General features: G+C 72.3%; 17 protein-coding genes. 9 read left to right on the top strand and 8 right to left on the bottom strand.

Features of this window, described 5'->3' with window-relative positions; all coding sequences use genetic code 11:
* Positions 1–25: 25 nt before the first annotated feature.
* The 3 genes from BEP24_RS16995 to BEP24_RS08165 all read right to left on the bottom strand — a co-directional run bounded on the left by BEP24_RS16995 (position 26) and on the right by BEP24_RS08165 (position 1936).
* Complete coding sequence (locus BEP24_RS16995; RefSeq protein WP_139197513.1) at positions 26–202, bottom strand: CsbD family protein; 177 nt, start codon at positions 200–202, stop codon at positions 26–28.
* A gap of 193 nt (positions 203–395) precedes the next feature.
* Positions 396–1502, bottom strand: a complete 1107-nt coding sequence (locus BEP24_RS08170; protein ID WP_065962191.1) for an SDR family oxidoreductase — start codon at positions 1500–1502, stop codon at positions 396–398.
* A 35-nt stretch (positions 1503–1537) separates the two neighbouring features.
* Positions 1538–1936: a DUF3253 domain-containing protein gene (locus BEP24_RS08165; RefSeq protein WP_065962189.1), complete on the bottom strand. Its 399-nt coding sequence runs from the start codon at positions 1934–1936 to the stop codon at positions 1538–1540.
* A 177-nt stretch (positions 1937–2113) separates the two neighbouring features.
* Here BEP24_RS08165 and BEP24_RS08160 point away from each other — a divergent pair, with 177 nt between their 5' ends.
* Positions 2114–3394, top strand: a complete 1281-nt coding sequence (locus tag BEP24_RS08160) for an alpha-amylase family glycosyl hydrolase (protein ID WP_065962228.1) — start codon at positions 2114–2116, stop codon at positions 3392–3394.
* Positions 3395–3483: 89 nt separating this feature from the next.
* Here the strand turns inward: BEP24_RS08160 and mmsB are convergent, their stop codons facing one another.
* The 3 genes from mmsB to chvE all read right to left on the bottom strand — a co-directional run bounded on the left by mmsB (position 3484) and on the right by chvE (position 7438).
* Positions 3484–4665, bottom strand: a complete 1182-nt coding sequence (gene mmsB, locus BEP24_RS08155) for a multiple monosaccharide ABC transporter permease (RefSeq protein WP_065962187.1) — start codon at positions 4663–4665, stop codon at positions 3484–3486.
* On the bottom strand, positions 4662–6203 hold the full coding sequence (gene mmsA, locus BEP24_RS08150) for a multiple monosaccharide ABC transporter ATP-binding protein (protein ID WP_065962184.1): 1542 nt from the start codon (positions 6201–6203) through the stop codon (positions 4662–4664). The genes mmsB and mmsA overlap by 4 nt, the downstream gene beginning before the upstream one ends.
* A 104-nt stretch (positions 6204–6307) precedes the next feature.
* Positions 6308–7438 (bottom strand): multiple monosaccharide ABC transporter substrate-binding protein, encoded by a 1131-nt coding sequence (gene chvE, locus BEP24_RS08145; RefSeq protein WP_065962182.1) that lies wholly within the window; start codon positions 7436–7438, stop codon positions 6308–6310.
* A gap of 248 nt (positions 7439–7686) precedes the next feature.
* Here chvE and BEP24_RS08140 point away from each other — a divergent pair, with 248 nt between their 5' ends.
* From BEP24_RS08140 to BEP24_RS08110, 6 genes are all read left to right on the top strand, one after another.
* Positions 7687–8736: a substrate-binding domain-containing protein gene (locus tag BEP24_RS08140; protein WP_065962180.1), complete on the top strand. Its 1050-nt coding sequence runs from the start codon at positions 7687–7689 to the stop codon at positions 8734–8736.
* A 131-nt stretch (positions 8737–8867) separates the two neighbouring features.
* Entirely contained in the window at positions 8868–10574 is a 1707-nt protein-coding gene (locus BEP24_RS08135; protein ID WP_065962178.1) for an FGGY-family carbohydrate kinase, read from the top strand.
* Positions 10571–11302 carry an L-ribulose-5-phosphate 4-epimerase gene (locus BEP24_RS08130; protein ID WP_065962176.1) on the top strand — a complete coding sequence of 244 codons (732 nt, stop codon included), beginning with the start codon at positions 10571–10573 and terminating at the stop codon, positions 11300–11302. The genes BEP24_RS08135 and BEP24_RS08130 overlap by 4 nt, the downstream gene beginning before the upstream one ends.
* Positions 11299–12822: an L-arabinose isomerase gene (gene araA, locus BEP24_RS08125; protein ID WP_065962174.1), complete on the top strand. Its 1524-nt coding sequence runs from the start codon at positions 11299–11301 to the stop codon at positions 12820–12822. The genes BEP24_RS08130 and araA overlap by 4 nt, the downstream gene beginning before the upstream one ends.
* Positions 12823–12832: 10 nt before the next feature.
* Positions 12833–14092 carry an FAD-binding protein gene (locus BEP24_RS08120; RefSeq protein ID WP_065962226.1) on the top strand — a complete coding sequence of 420 codons (1260 nt, stop codon included), beginning with the start codon at positions 12833–12835 and terminating at the stop codon, positions 14090–14092.
* Positions 14093–14628: 536 nt separating this feature from the next.
* The gene (locus BEP24_RS08110) at positions 14629–15519 is read left to right on the top strand and encodes a hypothetical protein (RefSeq protein ID WP_065962170.1); all 891 of its coding nucleotides are present in this window, start codon (positions 14629–14631) and stop codon (positions 15517–15519) included.
* On the opposite strand, the gene BEP24_RS08105 is transcribed toward BEP24_RS08110, so the two are convergent.
* Entirely contained in the window at positions 15516–16403 is an 888-nt protein-coding gene (locus BEP24_RS08105; protein ID WP_065962168.1) for an EamA family transporter, read from the bottom strand. The two genes, BEP24_RS08110 and BEP24_RS08105, sit on opposite strands and share 4 nt — an antisense overlap.
* Before the next feature lie 40 nt (positions 16404–16443).
* On the opposite strand from BEP24_RS08105, the gene BEP24_RS08100 reads away from it, so the two are divergent.
* On the top strand, positions 16444–16956 hold the full coding sequence (locus tag BEP24_RS08100) for a MarR family transcriptional regulator (RefSeq protein WP_253181635.1): 513 nt from the start codon (positions 16444–16446) through the stop codon (positions 16954–16956).
* 10 nt (positions 16957–16966) lie between these two features.
* Here the strand turns inward: BEP24_RS08100 and BEP24_RS08095 are convergent, their stop codons facing one another.
* On the bottom strand, positions 16967–17923 hold the full coding sequence (locus tag BEP24_RS08095; protein WP_065962164.1) for a DUF5937 family protein: 957 nt from the start codon (positions 17921–17923) through the stop codon (positions 16967–16969).
* A 56-nt stretch (positions 17924–17979) separates the two neighbouring features.
* On the opposite strand from BEP24_RS08095, the gene BEP24_RS08090 reads away from it, so the two are divergent.
* Positions 17980–19260: an MFS transporter gene (locus BEP24_RS08090; RefSeq protein WP_065962162.1), complete on the top strand. Its 1281-nt coding sequence runs from the start codon at positions 17980–17982 to the stop codon at positions 19258–19260.
* The last annotated feature ends 253 nt before the right edge of the window (positions 19261–19513 follow it).

Below are 19513 nucleotides of genomic sequence, written 5' to 3'. Positions count from 1 at the left end.
TGCGGGCGTCAGGGTCGAGCGAGGGTCACTTGCCCTCGAACGCGTCCTTGGCCTTCTCCTTGTCGAGGCGAGCCTCGCCCATGACCTGGTCCTTCTGGCCCTGGTGGGTCAGTTCGGCGTCGTCGGTGTGCTTGCCGACGGTCTCCTCGACCTTGCCGACGACCTTCTGCGTGACGTCCTTGGCCTTGTCTGCGAGCGACATGGTGCTTCCTTCCTGCGGGGATCCGCCGAGGGACCCCGGCGCCTGTGCACCTGACACAACCACGGGCCTCCCACCCGCTCGCGGCCCAGCCGGAGGTTCGTGTACCCCGTCCACGAGAACGGGGTACGACGACCGGCGGTGCAGGCGCGGGCCGACCGCTGGGTCGGCCGACCGCCAGGCAGTGGCCCGCGGGCTACGGGACCAGTCGGTCCGCGCGGTACCGGTCGAACAGTTCCGCGAACGCGCGGTCCGTGCGGCGGTACCCGGTGAACCCGGCCTCGCGGCTCTTGCCCATGTCGGTGACGACCTCCATCTCGCGCCCGAGGTCGGCGTCGGTGTGCCACCACGAGGCCAGGCGTGTGACGTCCGACTCCACCAGGCCGTGCCGCTCGGCGATCGCGGGCCACGCGGACACGTGCGGCGCCATCTGCTCCTCGAGCGGTCGCGACCGGTCCGCGAAGCCGACGACCCGCGCCGGGTCCACCCCGAGGTGCGCGGCCAGCCGGGGCCACATCCACCGCCAGCGGAAGACGTCGCCGTCGACGACGTTGAACGCCTCGTCCGCGCCCTCGGGGCTCGTCGCCGCCCAGACCATGTGCTCGGCGAGGAGTCCGGCGTCGGTCATGTCGGTGAGCCCGTTCCACTGGGCCGCGCTGCCGGGGAACACGAAGTCGAGGTCGAGCTCCTTGACGAGCGTCGCCTGCACCGCGAGCGTGAGGCCCATGTTCATGGCGTTGCCGACCGCGTGGCCGATCACGGTGTGCGAACGGTGCACCGACCACGTGAAGCCCTGGCGCGCGGCGGCCGCGAACAGCTCGTCCTCCTGCGCGTAGTAGAAGTTCGGGGTGTCGAGCCGCGGTTCCTCCTCGTGGAAGGGCGTGTCCGGGACGACCCCGGCGGCGTACGCCTCGAACGGGCCGAGGTAGTGCTTCAGCCCGGTGACCAGGGCGACGTGGGCGAGGGGTGCGTGTGCGAGCGCCGCGAGGAGGTCACGGACCATGCCGCCGTTGACGCGGATGTTCTCGGCCTCGGTGTCCTGGCGCTGCCACGCGGTGAAGAACACGTGGGTCGGCCGCTCGTCGGCGAGTGCCGCGGCGAGCGAGTCCGGGTCGCGGAGGTCGGCGGCGACGGTCCGGACGCCGTCCCGGGTGAGCGGCCTGCGGGACAGCGCCGTCACCCGCCAGCCGAGGTCGAGCAGGTGGTCGACGAGCGCCGAGCCGGTGATGCCGCTGGCCCCCACGACGAGCGCTTCGGGCCGGTCGGAGGTCTGGTCGGTGGTGGTGCGCGTGGTCGAGGTCATCCCCGACTGCAACGCCCGCGGGTGACGGGTGTTCCCTACCGGGGACGCCGGATCCGGATCGGTCCCTTCGCGGTCGACGGGTCGACGACGCTGCCGTGCTGCGTGATCTCGACCTCGCCGCGGGCGACCATGCGCCGGGCGGCCCGTCGTGCCGGCTCCATCAGGGGCCGCCAGTCGTCGGGCTCGAGGGACCGTGCGACCTCGGACGGGCAGATGCTCGCGGTCCGGGCGCGCGCCGCGAGGAGCTCGTCGATGCGCTGTTCGAGTGCCCGGTCGGTGGCGTCGACGCCGTGCTTCCGGCAGGCCGCCGAGCACCACTTCGTGTCCGGCCCCGCCGAGGACGGCATCCGTCGCCCGCACGCGGCGCAGGTGCGCTCGCCGTGGGCCTGCTCGACCGCCTCGGCGTCGGCGGCCGTCCTGATCGCTCGTCCCATGCGTCCATCCTCGTCCCGCTGTCCACCCGGGCGCACAGCCCAGGTACGGGTGGCAGCATCGTCCCGGTGACCGACGACACCGAGCGCACCGCCACCGACCGTCCCGACACCGACCGTCACGACGACGCCCCCGGCCGCCCCGCACCCCGGCAGGAGCCCGCCTGGGTCGAGCACGCGATGTGGTGGCACGTGTACCCGCTCGGCGCGGTCGACGCCGCGGTGCGCCCCGACACCCCCGTCGACGAGCGGCCGGTCGAGCACCGACTCGACCGGCTGACGGGCTGGTTGGACCACGTGGTCGACCTCGGGCTGAACGGCCTGCTGCTCGGGCCCGTCTCGGCGAGCAGCACCCACGGCTACGACACCGTCGACCACTTCCGCGTCGACCCGCGGCTCGGCGACGAGTCGGACCTCACCGCACTCGTCGCGGCGGCGCACGAGCGTGGCGTCCGGGTGCTGCTCGACGGCGTGTTCAACCACGTCGGGCGGGAGCACCCCGCGTTCCGCGCCCTCGAGGAGCAGGGTCCGGACGCCCCGACCGTCGACCTGTTCGCCGTCGACCGGTCGGGCTGGAGCGCGGGCGACCCCGTGCCCGTCGCCGACTTCGAGGGGCACGACATCCTCGTCGCCCTCGACCACGACAGCCGGGCGACCGAGGACCTCGTCGTCGAGGTGATGACGTACTGGCTCGACCGCGGGGTCGACGGGTGGCGGCTCGACGCGGCCTACGCGGTGCCGCCGGCGTTCTGGGCCCGGGTGCTGCCGCGCGTGCGCGAACGCTTCCCGGACGCCTGGTGCAGCGGCGAGGTCATCCACGGCGACGCCGCGGCGATCGTGACCGCGTCGACGATGGACTCGGTCACGCAGTACGAGCTGTGGCAGGGGATCTGGCACGGCATCGCCGACCGGAACTGCTTCGAGCTCGCGCACGCTGTGGAGCGGCACGACGCCCTGCTCGGCACGTTCGTCCCCACCACGTTCGTCGGCAACCACGACGTGACGCGCATCGCGAGCGCGGTGGGGGAGCGGTTCGCCGCGCACGCCGCCGCGGTGCTGTTCACGGTGGCCGGCACGCCCGTGGTCTACGCGGGCGACGAGTACGGCTGGACCGCCGTGAAGGAGGAGCGCGAGGGCGGGGACGACGCGGTGCGTCCGGCGCTGCCCGCGGTGCCGCCGGAGCCCACCGACCTGACCCGCACGTACCAGGCGCTCGTCGCACTCCGGCGGCGGATGCCGTGGCTGCACCGGGCGCACACCGACGTCGTGCACCTGACGAACACCGCGGTCGTGCTCCGGACCGCGACCGCGGACGCCGCCGTGGTGACCGCCCTGAACCTGGCGGACGAGCCGGTCGAGGTGCCCGCGGCCGACGCGACGCGGGTCGAGGCGGGCGGTGGCGACCTGCGGGACGGGACCCTGCGCCTCCCGGCCGCGGGGTGGGCGGTCCTGACGTCCTGACGCCCCCGCAACGCAGCGATGGAGCAGGAGACGTCGGGTGCCTGACGGCGACCCGACGTCTCCTGCTCCATCCGGGGGAGGGGAGACCCCTACTTGCGCGCGGACGCCGCCCGACGCTTGTTGAACACGTCGAACGCGACGGCGGCGAGCAGCACCAGGCCCTTGATGAGCGACTGGTACTCGGTGCCGACACCGAGGATCGACATGCCGTTGTTCAGGATGCCGATGATGAGACCACCGATGATCGCGCCCGGCACCGTGCCGATGCCGCCGGTGACGGCTGCGCCACCGATGAACACGGCCGCGATGGCGTCGAGCTCGAAGCCGTTGCCGGCACCCGGGGCGGCGAGGTTGAGCTGGCCGGTGAAGACCACGCCCGCCAGGGCCGCGATGACGCCCATGTTCACGAAGAGCAGGAACGTGACGCGCTTGGTCTTCACGCCGGACAGCTGCGCCGCGAGGGCGTTGCCACCGATCGCGTACACGTGGCGACCGAAGACCGCGCTGCGCATGACGACCGAGTAGACGACCACGAGCAGGCCGAGCACGACGAGCACGATCGGGGTGCCGTTGTAGCTGGCGAGCAGGAGCGACACGTAGACGACGAGCACGACGCCGAACGCGAGCTTGACGAGGAACCACACGAGCGGCTCGCTCTCGAGCTGGTACTTGCGGCGGGTGGCGCGACCGCGCAGCGAGACGACGACCATGATCGCGGCGGCCGCGAAGCCGAGGATCATCGTCAGCGGCTCGTAGCCCGAGGTGCCGAACGACGGCAGGAAGCCGGAGCCGAGCGAGCGGAAGCCGTCCGGGAAGGGTGAGATCTGCTGGTTCTGCAGGACGATCTGCGCCGCACCGCGGAAGGCGAGCATGCCCGCCAGGGTCACGATGAACGCCGGGATGCCGAAGTAGGCGATCCAGAAGCCCTGCCAGGCGCCCACGAGGCCACCGAGCACGAGGCACAGGACGACCGCGATCGGCCACGGGATGCCCCACTGCGTGATCATCACGCCGGCCATGGCGCCCGTGAAGGCGACGACCGAGCCGACCGACAGGTCGATGTGGCCCGCGATGATGACCATCACCATGCCGATGGCGAGGATGAGGATGTAGCTGTTCTGGACGATCAGGTTCGAGACGTTGATCGGCGCGAGGGTGATCCCGCCGGTCGTCGCCTGGAAGAAGATCACGATGACGATCAGCGCGATGAACAGGCCGATCTGTCGGAGCTGCCCGGTGAGGTAGCCGGCGGCGGACTTGAGCGCGTTCATTTGACGGTGGTCTCCCGTTCCTGGGTCATGTACTGCATGAGGACCTCGGGCGTGGCCTCGGAGCGGGGCACGTCAGCGGTGATCGTGCCCTCGGAGAGCGTGTAGATGCGGTCGCAGATGCCGAGGAGTTCCGGCAGCTCCGAGGAGATGACGATGATGCCCTTCCCCTGGTCCGCGAGCTGGTTGATGATCGTGTAGATCTCGTACTTCGCGCCGACGTCGATGCCGCGCGTCGGCTCGTCGAGGATGAGCACGTCGGGGTCGGCGTACATCCACTTCGACAGGACGACCTTCTGCTGGTTGCCGCCGGAGAGCTTCCCGGTCACCGCGTTCACCGACGGCGCCTTGATGTTCATGCTCTTCAGGAACTGGCCGGCGACGGTCGTCTCCTTCGAGCCGTTCACGAAGCCCCACTGGGCGAGCTTCCCGAGCGCCGAGCCGGAGACGTTCCGCTTGATGTCGTCGATGAGGTTCAGGCCGTAGCGCTTGCGGTCCTCGGTCGCGTAGGCGATGCCGTTGTCGATCGCCCGGGTCACGGTGTTCGTCTTGATCGGCACGCCGCGCTTGTAGACGGTGCCCGAGATGCCGGCGCCGTACGAGTGGCCGAAGACGCTCATCGCGAGCTCGGTGCGGCCGGCGCCCATGAGCCCGGCGATGCCGACGATCTCGCCCGCGCGGACCGTGAGGTTGGCCTGGTGGATGATCTCGCGCGAGGCGTCGAGCGGGTGGTGGACGGTCCAGTCCTCGATGCGCAGGAGCTCCTCGCCGATCTTCGGCTCGTGCTCCGGGTACCGGTTGGACAGGTCGCGACCGACCATGCCGCGGATGATGCGGTCCTCGGAGACCTCGCCGGCGTGCATGTCGAGGGTCTCGATGGTCTGGCCGTCGCGGATGATCGTGACCTTGTCGGCGATCGCCTTGATCTCGTTGAGCTTGTGGCTGATGATGATCGCCGTCATGCCCTCGGCCTGCAGCGTGCGGATCAGCTCGAGCAGGTGCTCGGAGTCGTCGTCGTTCAGCGCGGCGGTGGGCTCGTCGAGGATGAGGAGCTTCACCTCCTTGGACAGCGCCTTCGCGATCTCGACGAGCTGCTGCTTGCCGACGCCGATGTCCACGATCTTCGTGACCGGGTTGTCCTTGAGCCCGACGCGCTTGAGCAGCGCCGCGGCCTCGAGGTTCGTCTTGTTCCAGTCGATGAGCCCGCCGGTGGCGCGCTCGTTGCCGAGGAAGATGTTCTCGGCGATCGAGAGGAAGGGACTGAGCGCGAGCTCCTGGTGGATGATCACCACGCCCGCGGCCTCGGAGTCGTTGATGGAGCCGAACTTCACCGGCTGACCGTCGAGCAGGATCTCACCGTCGAAGGAGCCGTGCGGGTAGACGCCCGACAGGACCTTCATCAGCGTGGACTTGCCCGCGCCGTTCTCGCCGCAGATCGCGTGGACCTGACCGCGCTCGACCTCGATGCTGACGCCCTGCAGGGCCTTGACCCCGGGGAAGGTCTTGGTGATGTCCCGCATCTCGAGGATGGTGTCCGCCATGTGGACGCCTTTCCGTCGTGCGCGCGTGCGCGCGCTGGTGGAGACGGACAGGAGGCGCGGTGCGCGCTGGCACCGCGCCTCCTGTCCGTCAGATGGGGCAGGACCTACTTGAGGTCGGCCTCGGTGTAGTACCCCGAGTCGACGAGGACTTCCTTGTAGTTGTCCTTCGTGACGACCGTGGGCTGGAACAGGTAGGTCGGGACGACCTTGACCTTGTTGTCGTAGCTCTTGGTGTCGTTGACCTCGGGCTTCTTGCCGGCGAGCAGGTCCTCGGCCATCGTCGCGGACTGCTTCGCGAGCTTGCGCGTGTCCTTGTAGATGGTGGAGTACTGCTGGCCCGCGATGATCGACTTGACCGAGGCGGCCTCGGCGTCCTGACCGGTGATCACCGGGAGGGGACGGTCACCCGAGCCGTAGCCGGCGCCCTGCAGGGCCGAGATGATGCCGATCGACATGCCGTCGTAGGGCGACAGGACACCGTCGAGCTTGGTGCCGCCGGAGTACGACTTCGCGACGAGGTTCTGCATGCGGGCCTTGGCGGTCGCCGGGTCCCACTGCTGCGTGGCGGCCTGCGTGAAGCCGTCCTGGCCGGAGCCGATCTTCAGCGTGCCGTCCTCGAGGTACGGCTTGAGGGTCTTCATCGCGCCGTTGAAGAAGAACGTGGCGTTGTTGTCGTCGGGCGAGCCGGCGAACACCTCGATGTTGAACGGACCCTTCTCGTCCGTCTTCTTGCCGTCCTTGTCGAGCAGCCCGAGGCCGGTCAGCAGCGAGTTGGCCTGGTCGACGCCGACCTTCTCGTTGTCGAACGACACGTAGTAGTCGACGTTCTTGTTGCCGGTGAGCAGGCGGTCGTACGAGATCACCTTGATGCCGGCCTTGGCGGCGGCGTCGAGCTGGTCGGACAGGGCGCCACCGTCGATCGACGCGATGATCAGGACCTTCGCGCCCTTGGTGATCATGTTGCTGACCTGCTGGGCCTGCTGCTGGACCTTGTTGTCGCCGTACTCGAGGTCGACCTTGTAGCCGGCCTTCTCGAGGTCGCTCTTGACGGCGTCGCCGTCCTTGATCCACCGCTCGGAGACCTTGGTGGGCATGGCCACGCCGACGAGCGCGCCCTTGTTGTCGCCGCTGCCGGCGCCGCTGTCGGTCGCACCACGGCCACCGGCCGAGCATGCTGCCAGGGAGAACGCGATGCCGAGGGCCGCGACCCCCGCGATGATCCTGCGCTTCATCATCGAAGTACCTCTGTTCCTCTCGCGTCGACGTCGACGCGCTCAGGTGCTGGGGCTGCTGTGCCCCGCTGGGATGTGCTCGTGTGAGCGCTCACATGATGGGGTGTTCCGTGCCGGGGTGTCAACTCCCCCGTCGCGGTGACGGGATGTTCCGGCGGGGCGTGCGGCTTCCCGCAGCGGGCACCGGGGCCCGCTCGCCACCGCTCGGAGGGGTTGCGGAGCCGGACGACCCGGGCGGTACGCTCTGCCACGTGACGACCACGACCGCGCTCGGGAGTGCCGGCGGCAGACGCCGCAAGGCCCCCACGATCTTCGACGTCGCCGAGCGCGCGGGCGTCTCCCACCAGACGGTGTCCCGGGTGATCAACGGCGACCCGACGGTCCGCGAGCAGTTCCGCTCGCAGGTCACCGACGCCGTGACGGCGCTCGGCTACCGGCCCCGCGCCGCCGCCCGGGCCCTCGCCGGCGGACGGAGCCGGGCGCTCGGCATCATCACCGCGGGCGACGCGCTGTACGGGCCGTCGAGCACCTCGATCGGGTTCGAACGCGCCGCACGGTCCGCCGGCTACCACGTGCTGCTGTCCACGCTGCCCGACGCCCCTCGGCCCGCCGACCTGTCCGGCGCGCTCACCACGCTGCTCGCCCAGGACGTCGCCGCGATCGTGCTCGTCGCGGCCGACAACCGCGTGCTCGCGGCCCTCGAGTCGCTGACGATCCCGGTGACCGTCCCGGTCGTGGTCGCGAACGCCGTGCAGCGCGACGCGGTCCGCACCCCGGTGGCGCCGAGCGTCGCCGCGGTCGCGATCGACCAGGCCGCCGGCACGACCCTCGTCATGGAGCACCTGTTCGGCCGCGGGCACCGGCACGTCGTCCACGTCGCCGGTCCCGCCGTGTCGCAGGAGTCCGAGGTCCGCCGCGACACCTACGTGCGGATCATGCGCGAGGCCGGCCTGACCCCCGTCGTGCTCGACGGCGACTGGACCCCCGCGAGCGGGTTCGCGGCCGCACGCCAGATCGACACCGCGGTCGTCGACGCGGTGTTCGCCGGGAACGACCAGATGGCGCTCGGGGTCCTGCACGCCTTCGCCGACGACGGCCTCCGGGTGCCCGACGACGTGGCGGTGGTCGGGTTCGACGACGTCCCCGAGGCCGCGCACTTCACCCCGCCGCTCACCACCGTGCGGCAGGACTTCATGGCGATGGGGCAGCGGGTGCTCGAGTCCGTGCGCGCCCTGGTCGAGGGCGAGCCGCGCGACGAGACGCTGCTGCTGCCCGAGCTGGTGGTGCGGCGCAGCGCCTAGCCGCGCTGGTCGTCGCCGAGGGCCCCACGCGACACCTGCCGCCCGCACGGCGAGTCGCACGTTGCGCGAGTGAGCGCTCACGTGCCAGGATGTGAGCGCTCACGGAGGACGACGAGGTCTCAGGAGGACACATGAGCGACGACCGCCGACGACAGGTCGAGGACGGGCGGACGACGCTCGGCATCGAGCTCGGGTCGACCCGCATCAAGGCGTGCCTGGTGGACGAGGACCTCGTCCCGATCGCCGCCGGGTCCCACGAGTGGGAGAACGAGTACGTCGACGGACGGTGGACCTACTCGCTCCTCGCCGTCGAGACCGGGCTCCGTGCGGCCTACGCCGACCTGGTCGCCGACGTCGAACGGCAGTACGGCGTCCGACCGACGAGCTTCCGCGCCGCGGGCGTCTCCGCGATGATGCACGGCTACCTGCCGTTCGACCAGGACGGCGAGCTGCTCGTGCCGTTCCGCACGTGGCGGAACACCTCGACCGGCCCCGCGGCCGAACGGCTGAGCGCCGCGCTCGACTTCAACGTGCCGCAGCGCTGGTCGATCGCGCACCTCGTGCAGGCCGTCCTCGACGACGAGCCGCACGTGGCGCAGGTCGCCGGCATCACGACCCTCGCCGGCTACGTGCACCGCCGTCTGACCGGGCAGGACGTCCTCGGCGTCGGCGACGCGAGCGGCGTCTTCCCGATCGACAGCGCGCCCGTCGACAGCGGCCCGGGGGAGCCCGGTCGCCGTGACTGGGACCACGACATGCTGGCGACCACGCAGGAGCTGCTCGGCGAGGCGGTCCCGGACCTCCGCGCCCTGCTGCCCGAGGTGCTCGTCGCGGGCGAGGACGCCGGCGCGCTCACCCCCGAGGGCGCCGCGTGGCTCGACCCGACCGGGACCCTGCAGCCCGGCGTGGCCTTCTGCCCGCCGGAGGGCGACGCCGGCACGGGCATGGTCGCGACGAACGCCGTCGCACCCCGCACCGGCAACGTCAGCGTCGGCACGAGCATCTTCGCGATGGTCGTCCTCGAGCGTCCCCTCGGCACGCCGCACGAGGAGCTCGACGTGGTCACCACCCCGTCCGGCGACGCCGTCGCGATGGTGCACTGCAACAACGGCGCGAGCGAGATCGCCGCGTGGGCACGGGTGTTCGGCCGCTTCGCCCAGGCGACGAGCGAGCGCACGGGCGGCGCAGCCGTCGCGATCGACGACGTCTACGCGACGTTGCTCGCCGAGGCCGCCGACGCCGAGCCGGACGCGGGCGGGCTGCTCTCCTTCAACTACCTGGCCGGCGAACCCGTCACGGGCGTCGAGGACGGGCGCCCCCTGCTCCTCCGCACCCCCGGCGCCCGGTTCACGCTCGGCAACCTCGTCCGCTCCGAGGTGCACGGCGCGTTCGCCACCCTCGCGATCGGCATGGAGGTCCTGCACGGCGAGGACGTCGCGGTCGACCGGATGACCGCGCACGGCGGGCTCTTCCGGACCCCGGGCGCACCGCAGCGCCTGCTCGCGGCGGCCCTGCGCGTCCCCGTCGCCCTCGAGGAGACCGCGGGCGAGGGCGGTGCGTGGGGGATCGCCGTGCTCGCGGCGTACCTCGAGCACACCGACCGCACGCTCGCCGACTTCCTGGCCGACACCGTGTTCGGCGGCGACGCCGTGCACGTGGCCGAACCCGACCCGACCGACGTCGCGGGCTTCCGGACCTACCTCGACCGCTACCGCGCGGCCCTGCCCGTGCAGGCCGTGGCGGCCGCGACCACCCGCACCGACGCACCGGCCGACCAGGCCGAGCCGACCGACGAGGCCGAGCCGCGCCTCCAGACCGAGCAGGAGCCAGCCGCATGACGGACCCGACCCCGACCGCGCCGAGCGCGCCGACCGAGGAGACGAAGGCGGCCGTCGCCCGCGCGCGCGAGCGCGTGGCCCGCCTGCACGGCGAGCTCGTCCGCTACGGCCTGGTCATCTGGACCGGCGGCAACGTGTCCGAGCGCGTGCCCGGGACCGACCTGTTCGTGATCAAGCCGAGCGGGGTGTCGAGCGACGACCTCACCCCGGAGAACCAGGTCGTCTGCACCCTCGACGGCGTGCCGGCCGAGGGGTGGGGCAACGCGCACGGCCCGTCCTCCGACACCGCCGCGCACGCCTTCGTCTACCGGAACATGCCCGAGGTGGGCGGGGTCGTGCACACGCACTCGACCTACGCGACCGCGTGGGCGGCCCGCGCCGAGGAGATCCCCTGCGTGATCACCGCGATGGCGGACGAGTTCGGCGGCCCGATCCCGGTCGGACCGTTCGCGATCATCGGCGACGACTCGATCGGCCGCGGCATCGTGGACACCCTCGCCGGCCACCGCTCCCGCGCGGTGCTCATGCAGAACCACGGCGTGTTCACGATCGGCAAGGACGCGAAGGACGCCGTCAAGGCCGCGGTCATGTGCGAGGACGTCGCCCGCACCGTGCACATCGCGAAGCAGGGCGGCGAGCTCGTCCCGATCGCGCCGGAGAACGTCGATCGACTCTTCGATCGCTACCAGAACGTCTACGGACAGAACCCCGAAGGAGCCATGCGATGACGCAGGTGAACCCCCAGGCCACCCTGGACAGCTACGAGGTCTGGTTCCTCACCGGGTCGCAGGGCCTGTACGGCGAGGAGACCCTCCGCCAGGTCGAGGAGCAGAGCCGGGCCGTGCACGCCGAGCTCGCCGGAGCGCTGCCGGTGAAGCTCGTGTGGAAGCCCGTCCTCAAGGACGCCGACGGCATCCGCCGCGCGCTCATCGAGGCCAGCAGCGACGACAAGGTCATCGGCGTCACCACGTGGATGCACACGTTCAGCCCGGCGAAGATGTGGATCGGCGGCCTGCAGGCCCTCACGAAGCCGCTCCTGCACCTGCACACGCAGGCGAACGTCACGCTCCCGTGGGGCGACATCGACTTCAACTTCATGAACCTCAACCAGGCCGCGCACGGCGACCGCGAGTTCGGGTACGCCCTGGCGCGCCTCGGCGTCCGCCACGCGACCGCGGTCGGCCACGTGTCCGACCCGCGCGTGCAGCAGCGCGTGTCCGACTGGACCCGTGCCGCGGCCGGTGCCGCCGCCGTCCGGTCGCTCAAGCTCACGCGCTTCGGCGACAACATGCGGTACGTCGCCGTCACCGAGGGCGACAAGACCGAGGCCGAGATCGAGCTCGGCGTGCAGGTGAACACCTGGGCCGTGAACGAGCTCGCTGCCGCGGTCGCGGACGCGGAGGCGGACACCGCGGCGGTGGACGCCCTCGTCGCGTCGTACGAGCGCGACTACGACGTGGTCCCGGCGCTGCGGAACGGCGGCGACCGCCACGACGCGCTCCGCGACGGGGCCGCGATCGAACTCGGCCTCCGCGCCCTGCTCGAGCAGAACGACAGCGCCGCGTTCACCACGAACTTCGAGGACCTCGGCACGCTCAAGCAGCTGCCCGGCCTCGCGGTGCAGCGGCTGATGGCGGACGGCTACGGCTTCGGCGCGGAGGGCGACTGGAAGACCGCCGTCCTGGTCCGCGCGATGAACGTCGCCGGCGCCGGGCTTCCCGGTGGCGCGTCGCTCATGGAGGACTACACGTACGACCTCACCCCGGGTGCGGAGAAGATCCTCGGCGCCCACATGCTCGAGGTCTCACCGACGCTCACCACCGCGACGCCGACGCTCGAGGTCCACCCGCTCGGCATCGGCGGCAAGGACGACCCGGTCCGCCTGGTCTTCACCGCCGACGCCGGCGAGGCCGTGGTCGTCGCGCTGTCCGACACCCGCGACGGCTTCCGCCTCACCGCGAACGTCGTCGACGTGGTGCCCCCGACCGAGGCGCTGCCGAAGCTCCCGGTCGGCCGTGCCGTGTGGGAGCCGCGCCCGTCCTTCCCGGTCGCCGCGGAGGCCTGGCTCACCGCCGGGGCCGCGCACCACACCGTGATGACGACGGCCGTGGGCCTGCAGGTGGTCGAGGACCTCGCGACGATGGTCGGCACCGAGTTCCTGGTCATCGACGAGCACACCACCGCCCGCGCGTTCACGGACGAGCTCCGCCTGCAGCAGGCGTGGCACCGGCTCGACCGCGGGTTCTAGGACCGTGACCGTGGCCGCGACGACGCGCACCAACTGGGCCGGGAACGTCACGTACCGTGCCTCCGCGCTGGCCCGCCCCACCTCGGTGGCGGACCTGCAGCAGCTCGTCGCGGCCACGCCGCGCCTGACGGCGCTCGGCTCGACGCACTCGTTCAACGAGATCGCCGACACCGACGCCGTCCAGGTCACGCTCGCCGGGCTGCCGCCCGTGCTCGACGTCGACGCCGAGCGTCGGGTGGTGCGGGTCGCCGCCGGCATGACGCACGCGCAGGTGGCCGCCGGCCTGGAGGCCCGTGGCTGGGCTCTCGCGAACCTCGCGTCCCTGCCGCACATCTCGGTGGCCGGTGCGGTCGCGACCGGGACGCACGGCTCGGGCGTCCGGAACCCCTCGCTCGCGCAGGCGGTGGTCGGACTCGAGGTCGTCCGCGCGGACGGCTCGCTCGCGGTCGTCGACGCGTCCTCGCCGGACGGTGCGCTCGACGCGCACCGGGTGGCGCTCGGCGCGCTCGGCGTCGTGTCCGCGGTCGAGCTCGCGATCGAGCCGACGTTCCGGGTCGCGACGACCGTGCACCTCGACCTGCCGTGGGACGCGGTGCTCGGACACTTCGAGGCGGTGGTGTCGGACGCCTACTCGGTCTCGCTGTTCACGGCGTTCGACGACCGCGGCGCCCGCCAGGTCTGGACGAAGCACCGCGTCGACGAGCACGCGCCGTCGGTCGACCTCGTCGCGCTCGGTGCTCGACGCGCGACCGGGCCCGTGCACCCCGGGGAGAACGACACCGCCGGCGTCACCGAGCAGGGCGGCGTCCCCGGGCCGTGGTCCGAGCGGCTGCCGCACTTCCGGTCGACCTTCACGCCGTCCACCGGCGCGGAGATCCAGGCGGAGTACCTCGTCCCGGCGGCGTCCGCCGTCGCCGCGCTCGAGGCGCTCCGCCCGCTGCACGACGTGTTCGCGCCGATCCTCATCGCCGCCGAGGTCCGGACGATCGCCGCGGACACCGCGTGGCTCGCGCCCTCGACCGGTCGGCAGTCGGTGGGCCTGCACTTCACCTTCCGTCGGGACCCCGCGGCCGTCGCGGCGGCGGTCGAGCGGATCGAGGAGGTCCTCGCGCCGTTCGACCCTCGGCCGCACTGGGGCAAGGTCTCCGCAGCGGGTGTCGAGCGCCTGCACGAGGCGTACCCGCGGCTCGACGACTTCGCGGCCCTCGCGCGGGCCCTCGACCCGACCGGGCGGTTCCGCAACGCGTTCCTGGCGCGGCTGCTGGCCTGACGGCGGGGGTGCCCCTCGCCGCCGGCTGCGACGAGGGGCACCCCCTTCCCTAGCCCTTGCGGAGCAGGTCGACCAGGAGCCGGACGGAGTTCACGAGCAAGCTCGCGACCCCCAGCCACAACGCCTGACGCCTGGTCCGGTCGTCGTCGTCTCGCGACATCGATGACCTCCCGGTGTCGTCGCCGGCGGACACGAGGAGCTTCCGGTCAGGGATGCGGTGCCGAGCGGGCTCGGCTACCATCGATCCGAGCGACGAGCTCGGGGATGGTGATGCATCCCTGGCTTTCCACTCGGAAGGCGAACTGAGGCCCGGATCTGTTGCTGCAGGTCCGGGCCTCGCTCGTCCGCCTGGCTGCGGTCCGGCGGTCCCGCAGCCGCGGAGAGACTACCGGAGTGTCCGGTGATGTACCACGTGCGGGTGTCCACGCGGGAACTGTCGGGTGCCGACGCCTGCCTCAGGGGATGCGCAGGCGTTCGACGGCTGGGGCACGGCTGCGATGCTGAGTGCTCACATGTGTGATCACAAAGGTTGGGTCATGGCGAACCTCAACCGGATCCTCGGCATGGCCTCGAAGGTCATCGACAAGCAGATGCAGAAGCAGCGCGGGCAGGGGAGCCCGGACTCCGCGACCCCGCAGTCGTCGGGTGGGACCGATTGGCGCAACATCGTCCGCGGCGCGGCGGACAAGCTGACGGGCGACGACCGGCAGCGGCCGCAGCAGCACGCCCAGCAGTCGTACGGACAGTCGCAGCAGCACGGCCAGCAGTCGTACGGACAGCCGCAGCAGCAGCACGGTCAGCGACCGCAGCAGCGCGGGCAGGCCGACCCGGACGCGGTCGCCCTCGCGAAGTACGACTACCTGCTCCGCACGGCGCCCCCGGAGCGTCTCGAGCAGATCCACCACGACGCCTTCGCCCGGCTCACGCCCGAGCAGCGCCAGCAGGTCCGGGACCGTCTCAACTCCGAGCTGCCGCCGCACGAGCACCTGCGCGACGACTCCGCCGGCGGCATGGCCCGTGCGGCGACCCGCGCCGAGGTCGCGCAGCCCGGACTCCTCCGGCGTGCCCTCGGCGGCCGGGGTGGCTCCTTCGCGGGCGGCGCGGCGGTCGGTGCCGGTGCGATGGCGGTCGGCGGCCTCGCGGTCGCCGTCGCCGGGGGAGCGGTCCTCAGTGCCGCTGCCGGGCCGGTCCTCGCGGGTGCCGCGGACCTCGGCGTCGACTTCGAGGGCATCGCCGCCGGTGGCGGGGAGTTCCTCGGCGGACTCGGCGAGCAGGCCGGCGGGCTGGGTGAGCAGGTCGCGGGCGTCGGCGAGCAGGCCGGCGGTCTGGGCGAGCAGGTCGGTGGTCTGGGTGAGCAGGTCGGCGGTCTGGGGGAGCAGGCGTCGAACCTCGGCGGCGACTTCCTCGGTGGGTTGTTCGACCGCTAGGGGTGTGCGCGCGCGGCGGGAGCCACCGTGGTGGTTCCCCGCGGTCCGAGCAGCAGCGGTCCGGCGATGCCGGTCAGGACGAGCCCGAGGCCGATCAGCTGACGCGTCCCGAGGGCTTCGCCACCGACCATCACGCCGAGCAGCACGCCGGCGACCGGGTTGAGCAACCCGACCAGTCCGATCACGTCCCCGCGGAGGTGGTCGAGTGCCGTGAACCACGTCAGGTACGCGACGGCGGTCGCGGCGAGCGTGAGCCACACGGTGGCCGCGAGTGCCGCCGGCCCGAGGTGGGGCGGCGGACCGTCGACGAGGAACGCGGCCGGCAGCAGGACGATGCCCCCGAGGACGAGCTGCCACGCGGTGGACGGGAGGACACCGACCTCCGGGTTCCACTTCTTGCCGAGGACGAAACCGAGCGAGGACGCGACCATCGCCGCGACCGACGTCACGACACCGGTGCCGTCGACGTGCCCGGCCCCGCCGAGGAGGAGCAGTGCGACGCCGCCGATGCCCACGGTGGCCCCGGCCAGGCGCCACCCGGACGGACGCTCGCCGAGGACGGTCCACGCCAGGAGCGCGAGGGTGATCGGTGCGGTCGCCATGACGGTCGACGCGATGCTCGAGGGCAGCAGCTGCGCCGCCTGGTACACGAGCACGAAGAACCCGCCGACGTTCAGCACGCCGAGCACCACGGCCTTCCACCACCAGGAGCCGTGCGGCACCCGCCGGACGATCGCGAGCAGGAGGAGTCCCGCCGGGAGCGCGCGGAGGGTCCCGCCCCAGAGGGCACCGGGTGGGAGGAACGTCCTCGTGACGAAGTAGGTGCTGCCCCACAGGACGGGTGCCAGCGCCGCGACGAGGATCCACCGATTGTTGTCTTCCATGGAAGACAACATAGCTTCCCGGGAAGGTACAGTGGTGCTCGTGGACGGAGACGACGAACGCCAGGACCGGGTCGCGCGCATCCAGGAGGAGTGGCGCCGCGAGCGTCCCGACGTCGACGTCGCGCCGCAGGGGGTCGTCGGACGCCTGCACCGGTTGGCGGCGCGGCTCACCGAGGAGATCACTGCCGTGTACGCCGAGCACGGCCTCAGCGAAGGGGAGTTCGACGTCCTGGCGGCGCTGCGTCGGGCCGGGGCACCCTACGAGCGGAGCGCCGGCGACCTCGCCGCCTCCACGATGGTGACCAGCGGTGGGATGACGAAACGGCTCGACCGGCTCGAACGCTCCGGGCTCGTGGTGCGGCGTGTGAGCGACGCCGACGGTCGGGGCCGGGCGGTGCGCCTCACAGCGGCCGGGCTGCAGCTGATCGACGCGGCCTTCACGGCGCACATGGCGAACGAGCGGCGACTGCTCGACCTGGTCCCCGCGCGTGAGCAGCGGCTGCTCGAGGACGTGCTGCGCTCGTGGCTGGGCCGGCTCGACCCCGAGGACTGAGGGGCGGCGGTCACTCCCGCCGGAGGAGCGCGTCGCCGACCGTGCTGCGGTAGTACAGGACCGCCCGGCCGTACCGCGTGCGGTTGAGCAGCCCGCCGCGCTCCATCACGCGCAGGTGCTGGTTCACTGCCGACGTCGACACCCCGAAGCGCATCGCCAGGTCGGTCGAGGACGACGGCTCGCCCAGGGCCTCGAGCAGCGCCGCCCGGGTCCGGCCGAGCAGGTCCCGCACGGCTCCGGCGTCGGGGTGGGACGCGGTCGACCACATGGCCCCCTGCCCGCGGGCCGGGTACATCACCGTCGGGGGCAGGTCGTCGTCGATCGGCGTCGACGCCCGGACGACGAACACGGACGGCACGAGCGTGAGCCCCTCGCCCTGCACGGGCCGGTCCCGGGCGATCGGACTGCTCAGGCGGACGTCCACGTGCCGGCCGTCGAACCGCACGCTCTCGGACAGCCCGGCGAGCACCGCGCCGACCCCCTCGTGCGCAGCGACCCGGCCGCGGTGGGTGACGTCCGCCTGCAGCACGCGGCGCATCCGCGGCCAGTACGGCGCGAAGCACAGCTCCCACGTCGTCGCGAGGGCCTGCTGGAGCCGTTCGACCACGCGGTCGTGGCGTCCGGCGAACACCGCGGGGACCGTGCCGTGCACGCGCTCGAGGTCCCCGCGGAGCCGCTCCGGCCGGATCCGACCGAGGGCACGGAGCTCGTCGTCGAACGACGTCAGCGGTGAGTCGGGCCGCGGGTTCACGAAGTCCGCCACCCACCGGCGGTCGTCGACGAGCCCGGACAGGACCTCGCGGTCGAGCAACGGCAGGACCCCCGCGACGCGATCGGTCCACGGGCGCTGCAACGGGTACCGCTCCGGCTCCCGGAACGCGCGGAGTCCGAGCCCGAGTTCGGACAGCGGCGAGATCCCGAACCGGACGGCCGACACGTCCGACGGTTCGAGGCGGTAGCGGATCATGAAGCCCGAACCTACATCCGTTCGCACGGCACCCCCGTCCCTGCCAGAACTGTGGGATGAGCACCGCCGAGCAGCAGGTCCCGATCCGCGAACTCGTCCGCCGGGACACCACGCTCAGACGCCTGCTCACCGTCACGCTCGTCGACACCCTGGGCCGCGGCGCCTTCTTCACGCTGACGTCGCTCTACCTCATCACGATCGTCGGCATCCCCCCGGTCGCGGTCGGCCTCGGGCTCACGGTGGCCGGTGCGGTCGGCGTCGCGTCCTCGCTGGTCTTCGGGCACCTGGCCGACCGGTACAGCGCCCGTCGCATGCTCGTCTGGCTGCACGTCGTCCAGGGCACGGCGCTCGTCGCCTACGTGCTCGTGCACGACCTCCCGACGCTGATCCTCACGGCCTCGGTCGTCACGCTCGCGCAGCAGGGCGGCGGCTCGGTCCGCAGTGCCGCGGTCGGCCGGGCCTTCCCGGGACCGGACCGCGTCCGGGTGCGCGCGACCATGCGCACCGTGACGAACGTCGGCATCGGCGTCGGTACGGCGCTCGCGGCGATCCCCCTCGCGATCGGGACGGGCGAGGCGTACCGCGTGACGATGGTCGTGTCGGGGCTGCTCTTCGTCTCGTCGGCGTTCCTCGTCGCCGGACTCCGGGCGGCACGCGTCGACCCCGCCCCCGCCGAGCGCACCGACACCGGCACGATCCTCCGCCGGGAGCCCGCGGGCCGCAGCCCCTACCGTGACGTGCGGTTCCTCGCGGTGTCGGCCCTGACGGGCGTGTTCGGCATGCAGTTCGGACTGTTCGAGGTCGCGGTGCCGCTCTGGGTCGTCCAGCACACGGTGGCACCGGACGTGCTCGTGTCGCCGCTCCTGCTCGTGAACACCGTGGCCGTGGTCCTGCTCCAGGTGCGGATGAGCCGCGGTACCGACACCGTGGCGGGCGCGGCGCGGGTGATGCGGCACGCCGGCTGGGTGATGGCGGTCGCGTGCGGGCTGTGGGCGGCGGCCGGGTGGGTGCGCGGGGACGACTGGGTGCCGGTCGCGGTCGCGGCGGCCGTGTTGGTCGTGGCGGCGGTCGCGCACTCGCTCGCCGAGATCACCTCGAGCGCCGCCGGCTGGGCGCTGAGCTTCGAGCTCGCACCGGCCGACCGGATCGGTGCCTACCAGGGCGTGTACGGCACCGGCTACGCCGTGGCGGCGATGCTCGCGCCGACCGTCGTCACGGTCACGGCGATCGACATGGGGACGGTCGGGTGGGCGATCCTGGCGGTGGTGTTCCTCGGCGCGGCGCTCGCCGTGGCCGCCGTCGCCACGCGGGCCGCCCGCGCGCTCCCGACCACCTGAGCCGCGGCGCGCCCCCGCGCCCGACCGGACCACCCGCGCGCCGCGACCGGCCCAGCGGCGCCGCACCGCGCCTCCCGGACGCACCGGGGAATACCCGGCACGCACCCGCGTTGCACCTCGGGTCCGACACTGTTGCGTCCTGCAATGTTGCGTCCCGTGTCGTCCGGACCCCGCGGGGTTCGGACGCGCGCGCGGCACGGTGTCAGGATGGACGCCGCCCGGCCACCCGAACCGACGGCGCCAGCCGCCCACC

Origin of the sequence: Curtobacterium sp. UCD-KPL2560 (assembly GCF_001705035.1) — a bacterium.
Classification (GTDB): Bacteria; Actinomycetota; Actinomycetes; order Actinomycetales; family Microbacteriaceae; genus Curtobacterium.
Note: the sequence above shows the minus strand (reverse complement) of the source record. Positions and strands in the feature narration are given on the sequence as shown.

What these genes read in the sequence shown, in the direction of transcription:
- BEP24_RS16995 (WP_139197513.1), bottom strand. Translation starts at nt 202, where the DNA reads ATGTCGCTCGCAGACAAGGCCAAGGACGTCACGCAGAAGGTCGTCGGC.
- BEP24_RS08170 (WP_065962191.1), bottom strand. Translation starts at nt 1,502, where the DNA reads ATGACCTCGACCACGCGCACCACCACCGACCAGACCTCCGACCGGCCC.
- BEP24_RS08165 (WP_065962189.1), bottom strand. Translation starts at nt 1,936, where the DNA reads ATGGGACGAGCGATCAGGACGGCCGCCGACGCCGAGGCGGTCGAGCAG.
- BEP24_RS08160 (WP_065962228.1), top strand. Translation starts at nt 2,114, where the DNA reads ATGTGGTGGCACGTGTACCCGCTCGGCGCGGTCGACGCCGCGGTGCGC.
- mmsB (WP_065962187.1), bottom strand. Translation starts at nt 4,665, where the DNA reads ATGAACGCGCTCAAGTCCGCCGCCGGCTACCTCACCGGGCAGCTCCGA.
- mmsA (WP_065962184.1), bottom strand. Translation starts at nt 6,203, where the DNA reads ATGGCGGACACCATCCTCGAGATGCGGGACATCACCAAGACCTTCCCC.
- chvE (WP_065962182.1), bottom strand. Translation starts at nt 7,438, where the DNA reads ATGATGAAGCGCAGGATCATCGCGGGGGTCGCGGCCCTCGGCATCGCG.
- BEP24_RS08135 (WP_065962178.1), top strand. Translation starts at nt 8,868, where the DNA reads ATGAGCGACGACCGCCGACGACAGGTCGAGGACGGGCGGACGACGCTC.
- BEP24_RS08130 (WP_065962176.1), top strand. Translation starts at nt 10,571, where the DNA reads ATGACGGACCCGACCCCGACCGCGCCGAGCGCGCCGACCGAGGAGACG.
- araA (WP_065962174.1), top strand. Translation starts at nt 11,299, where the DNA reads ATGACGCAGGTGAACCCCCAGGCCACCCTGGACAGCTACGAGGTCTGG.
- BEP24_RS08110 (WP_065962170.1), top strand. Translation starts at nt 14,629, where the DNA reads ATGGCGAACCTCAACCGGATCCTCGGCATGGCCTCGAAGGTCATCGAC.
- BEP24_RS08105 (WP_065962168.1), bottom strand. Translation starts at nt 16,403, where the DNA reads ATGGAAGACAACAATCGGTGGATCCTCGTCGCGGCGCTGGCACCCGTC.
- BEP24_RS08095 (WP_065962164.1), bottom strand. Translation starts at nt 17,923, where the DNA reads ATGATCCGCTACCGCCTCGAACCGTCGGACGTGTCGGCCGTCCGGTTC.
- BEP24_RS08090 (WP_065962162.1), top strand. Translation starts at nt 17,980, where the DNA reads ATGAGCACCGCCGAGCAGCAGGTCCCGATCCGCGAACTCGTCCGCCGG.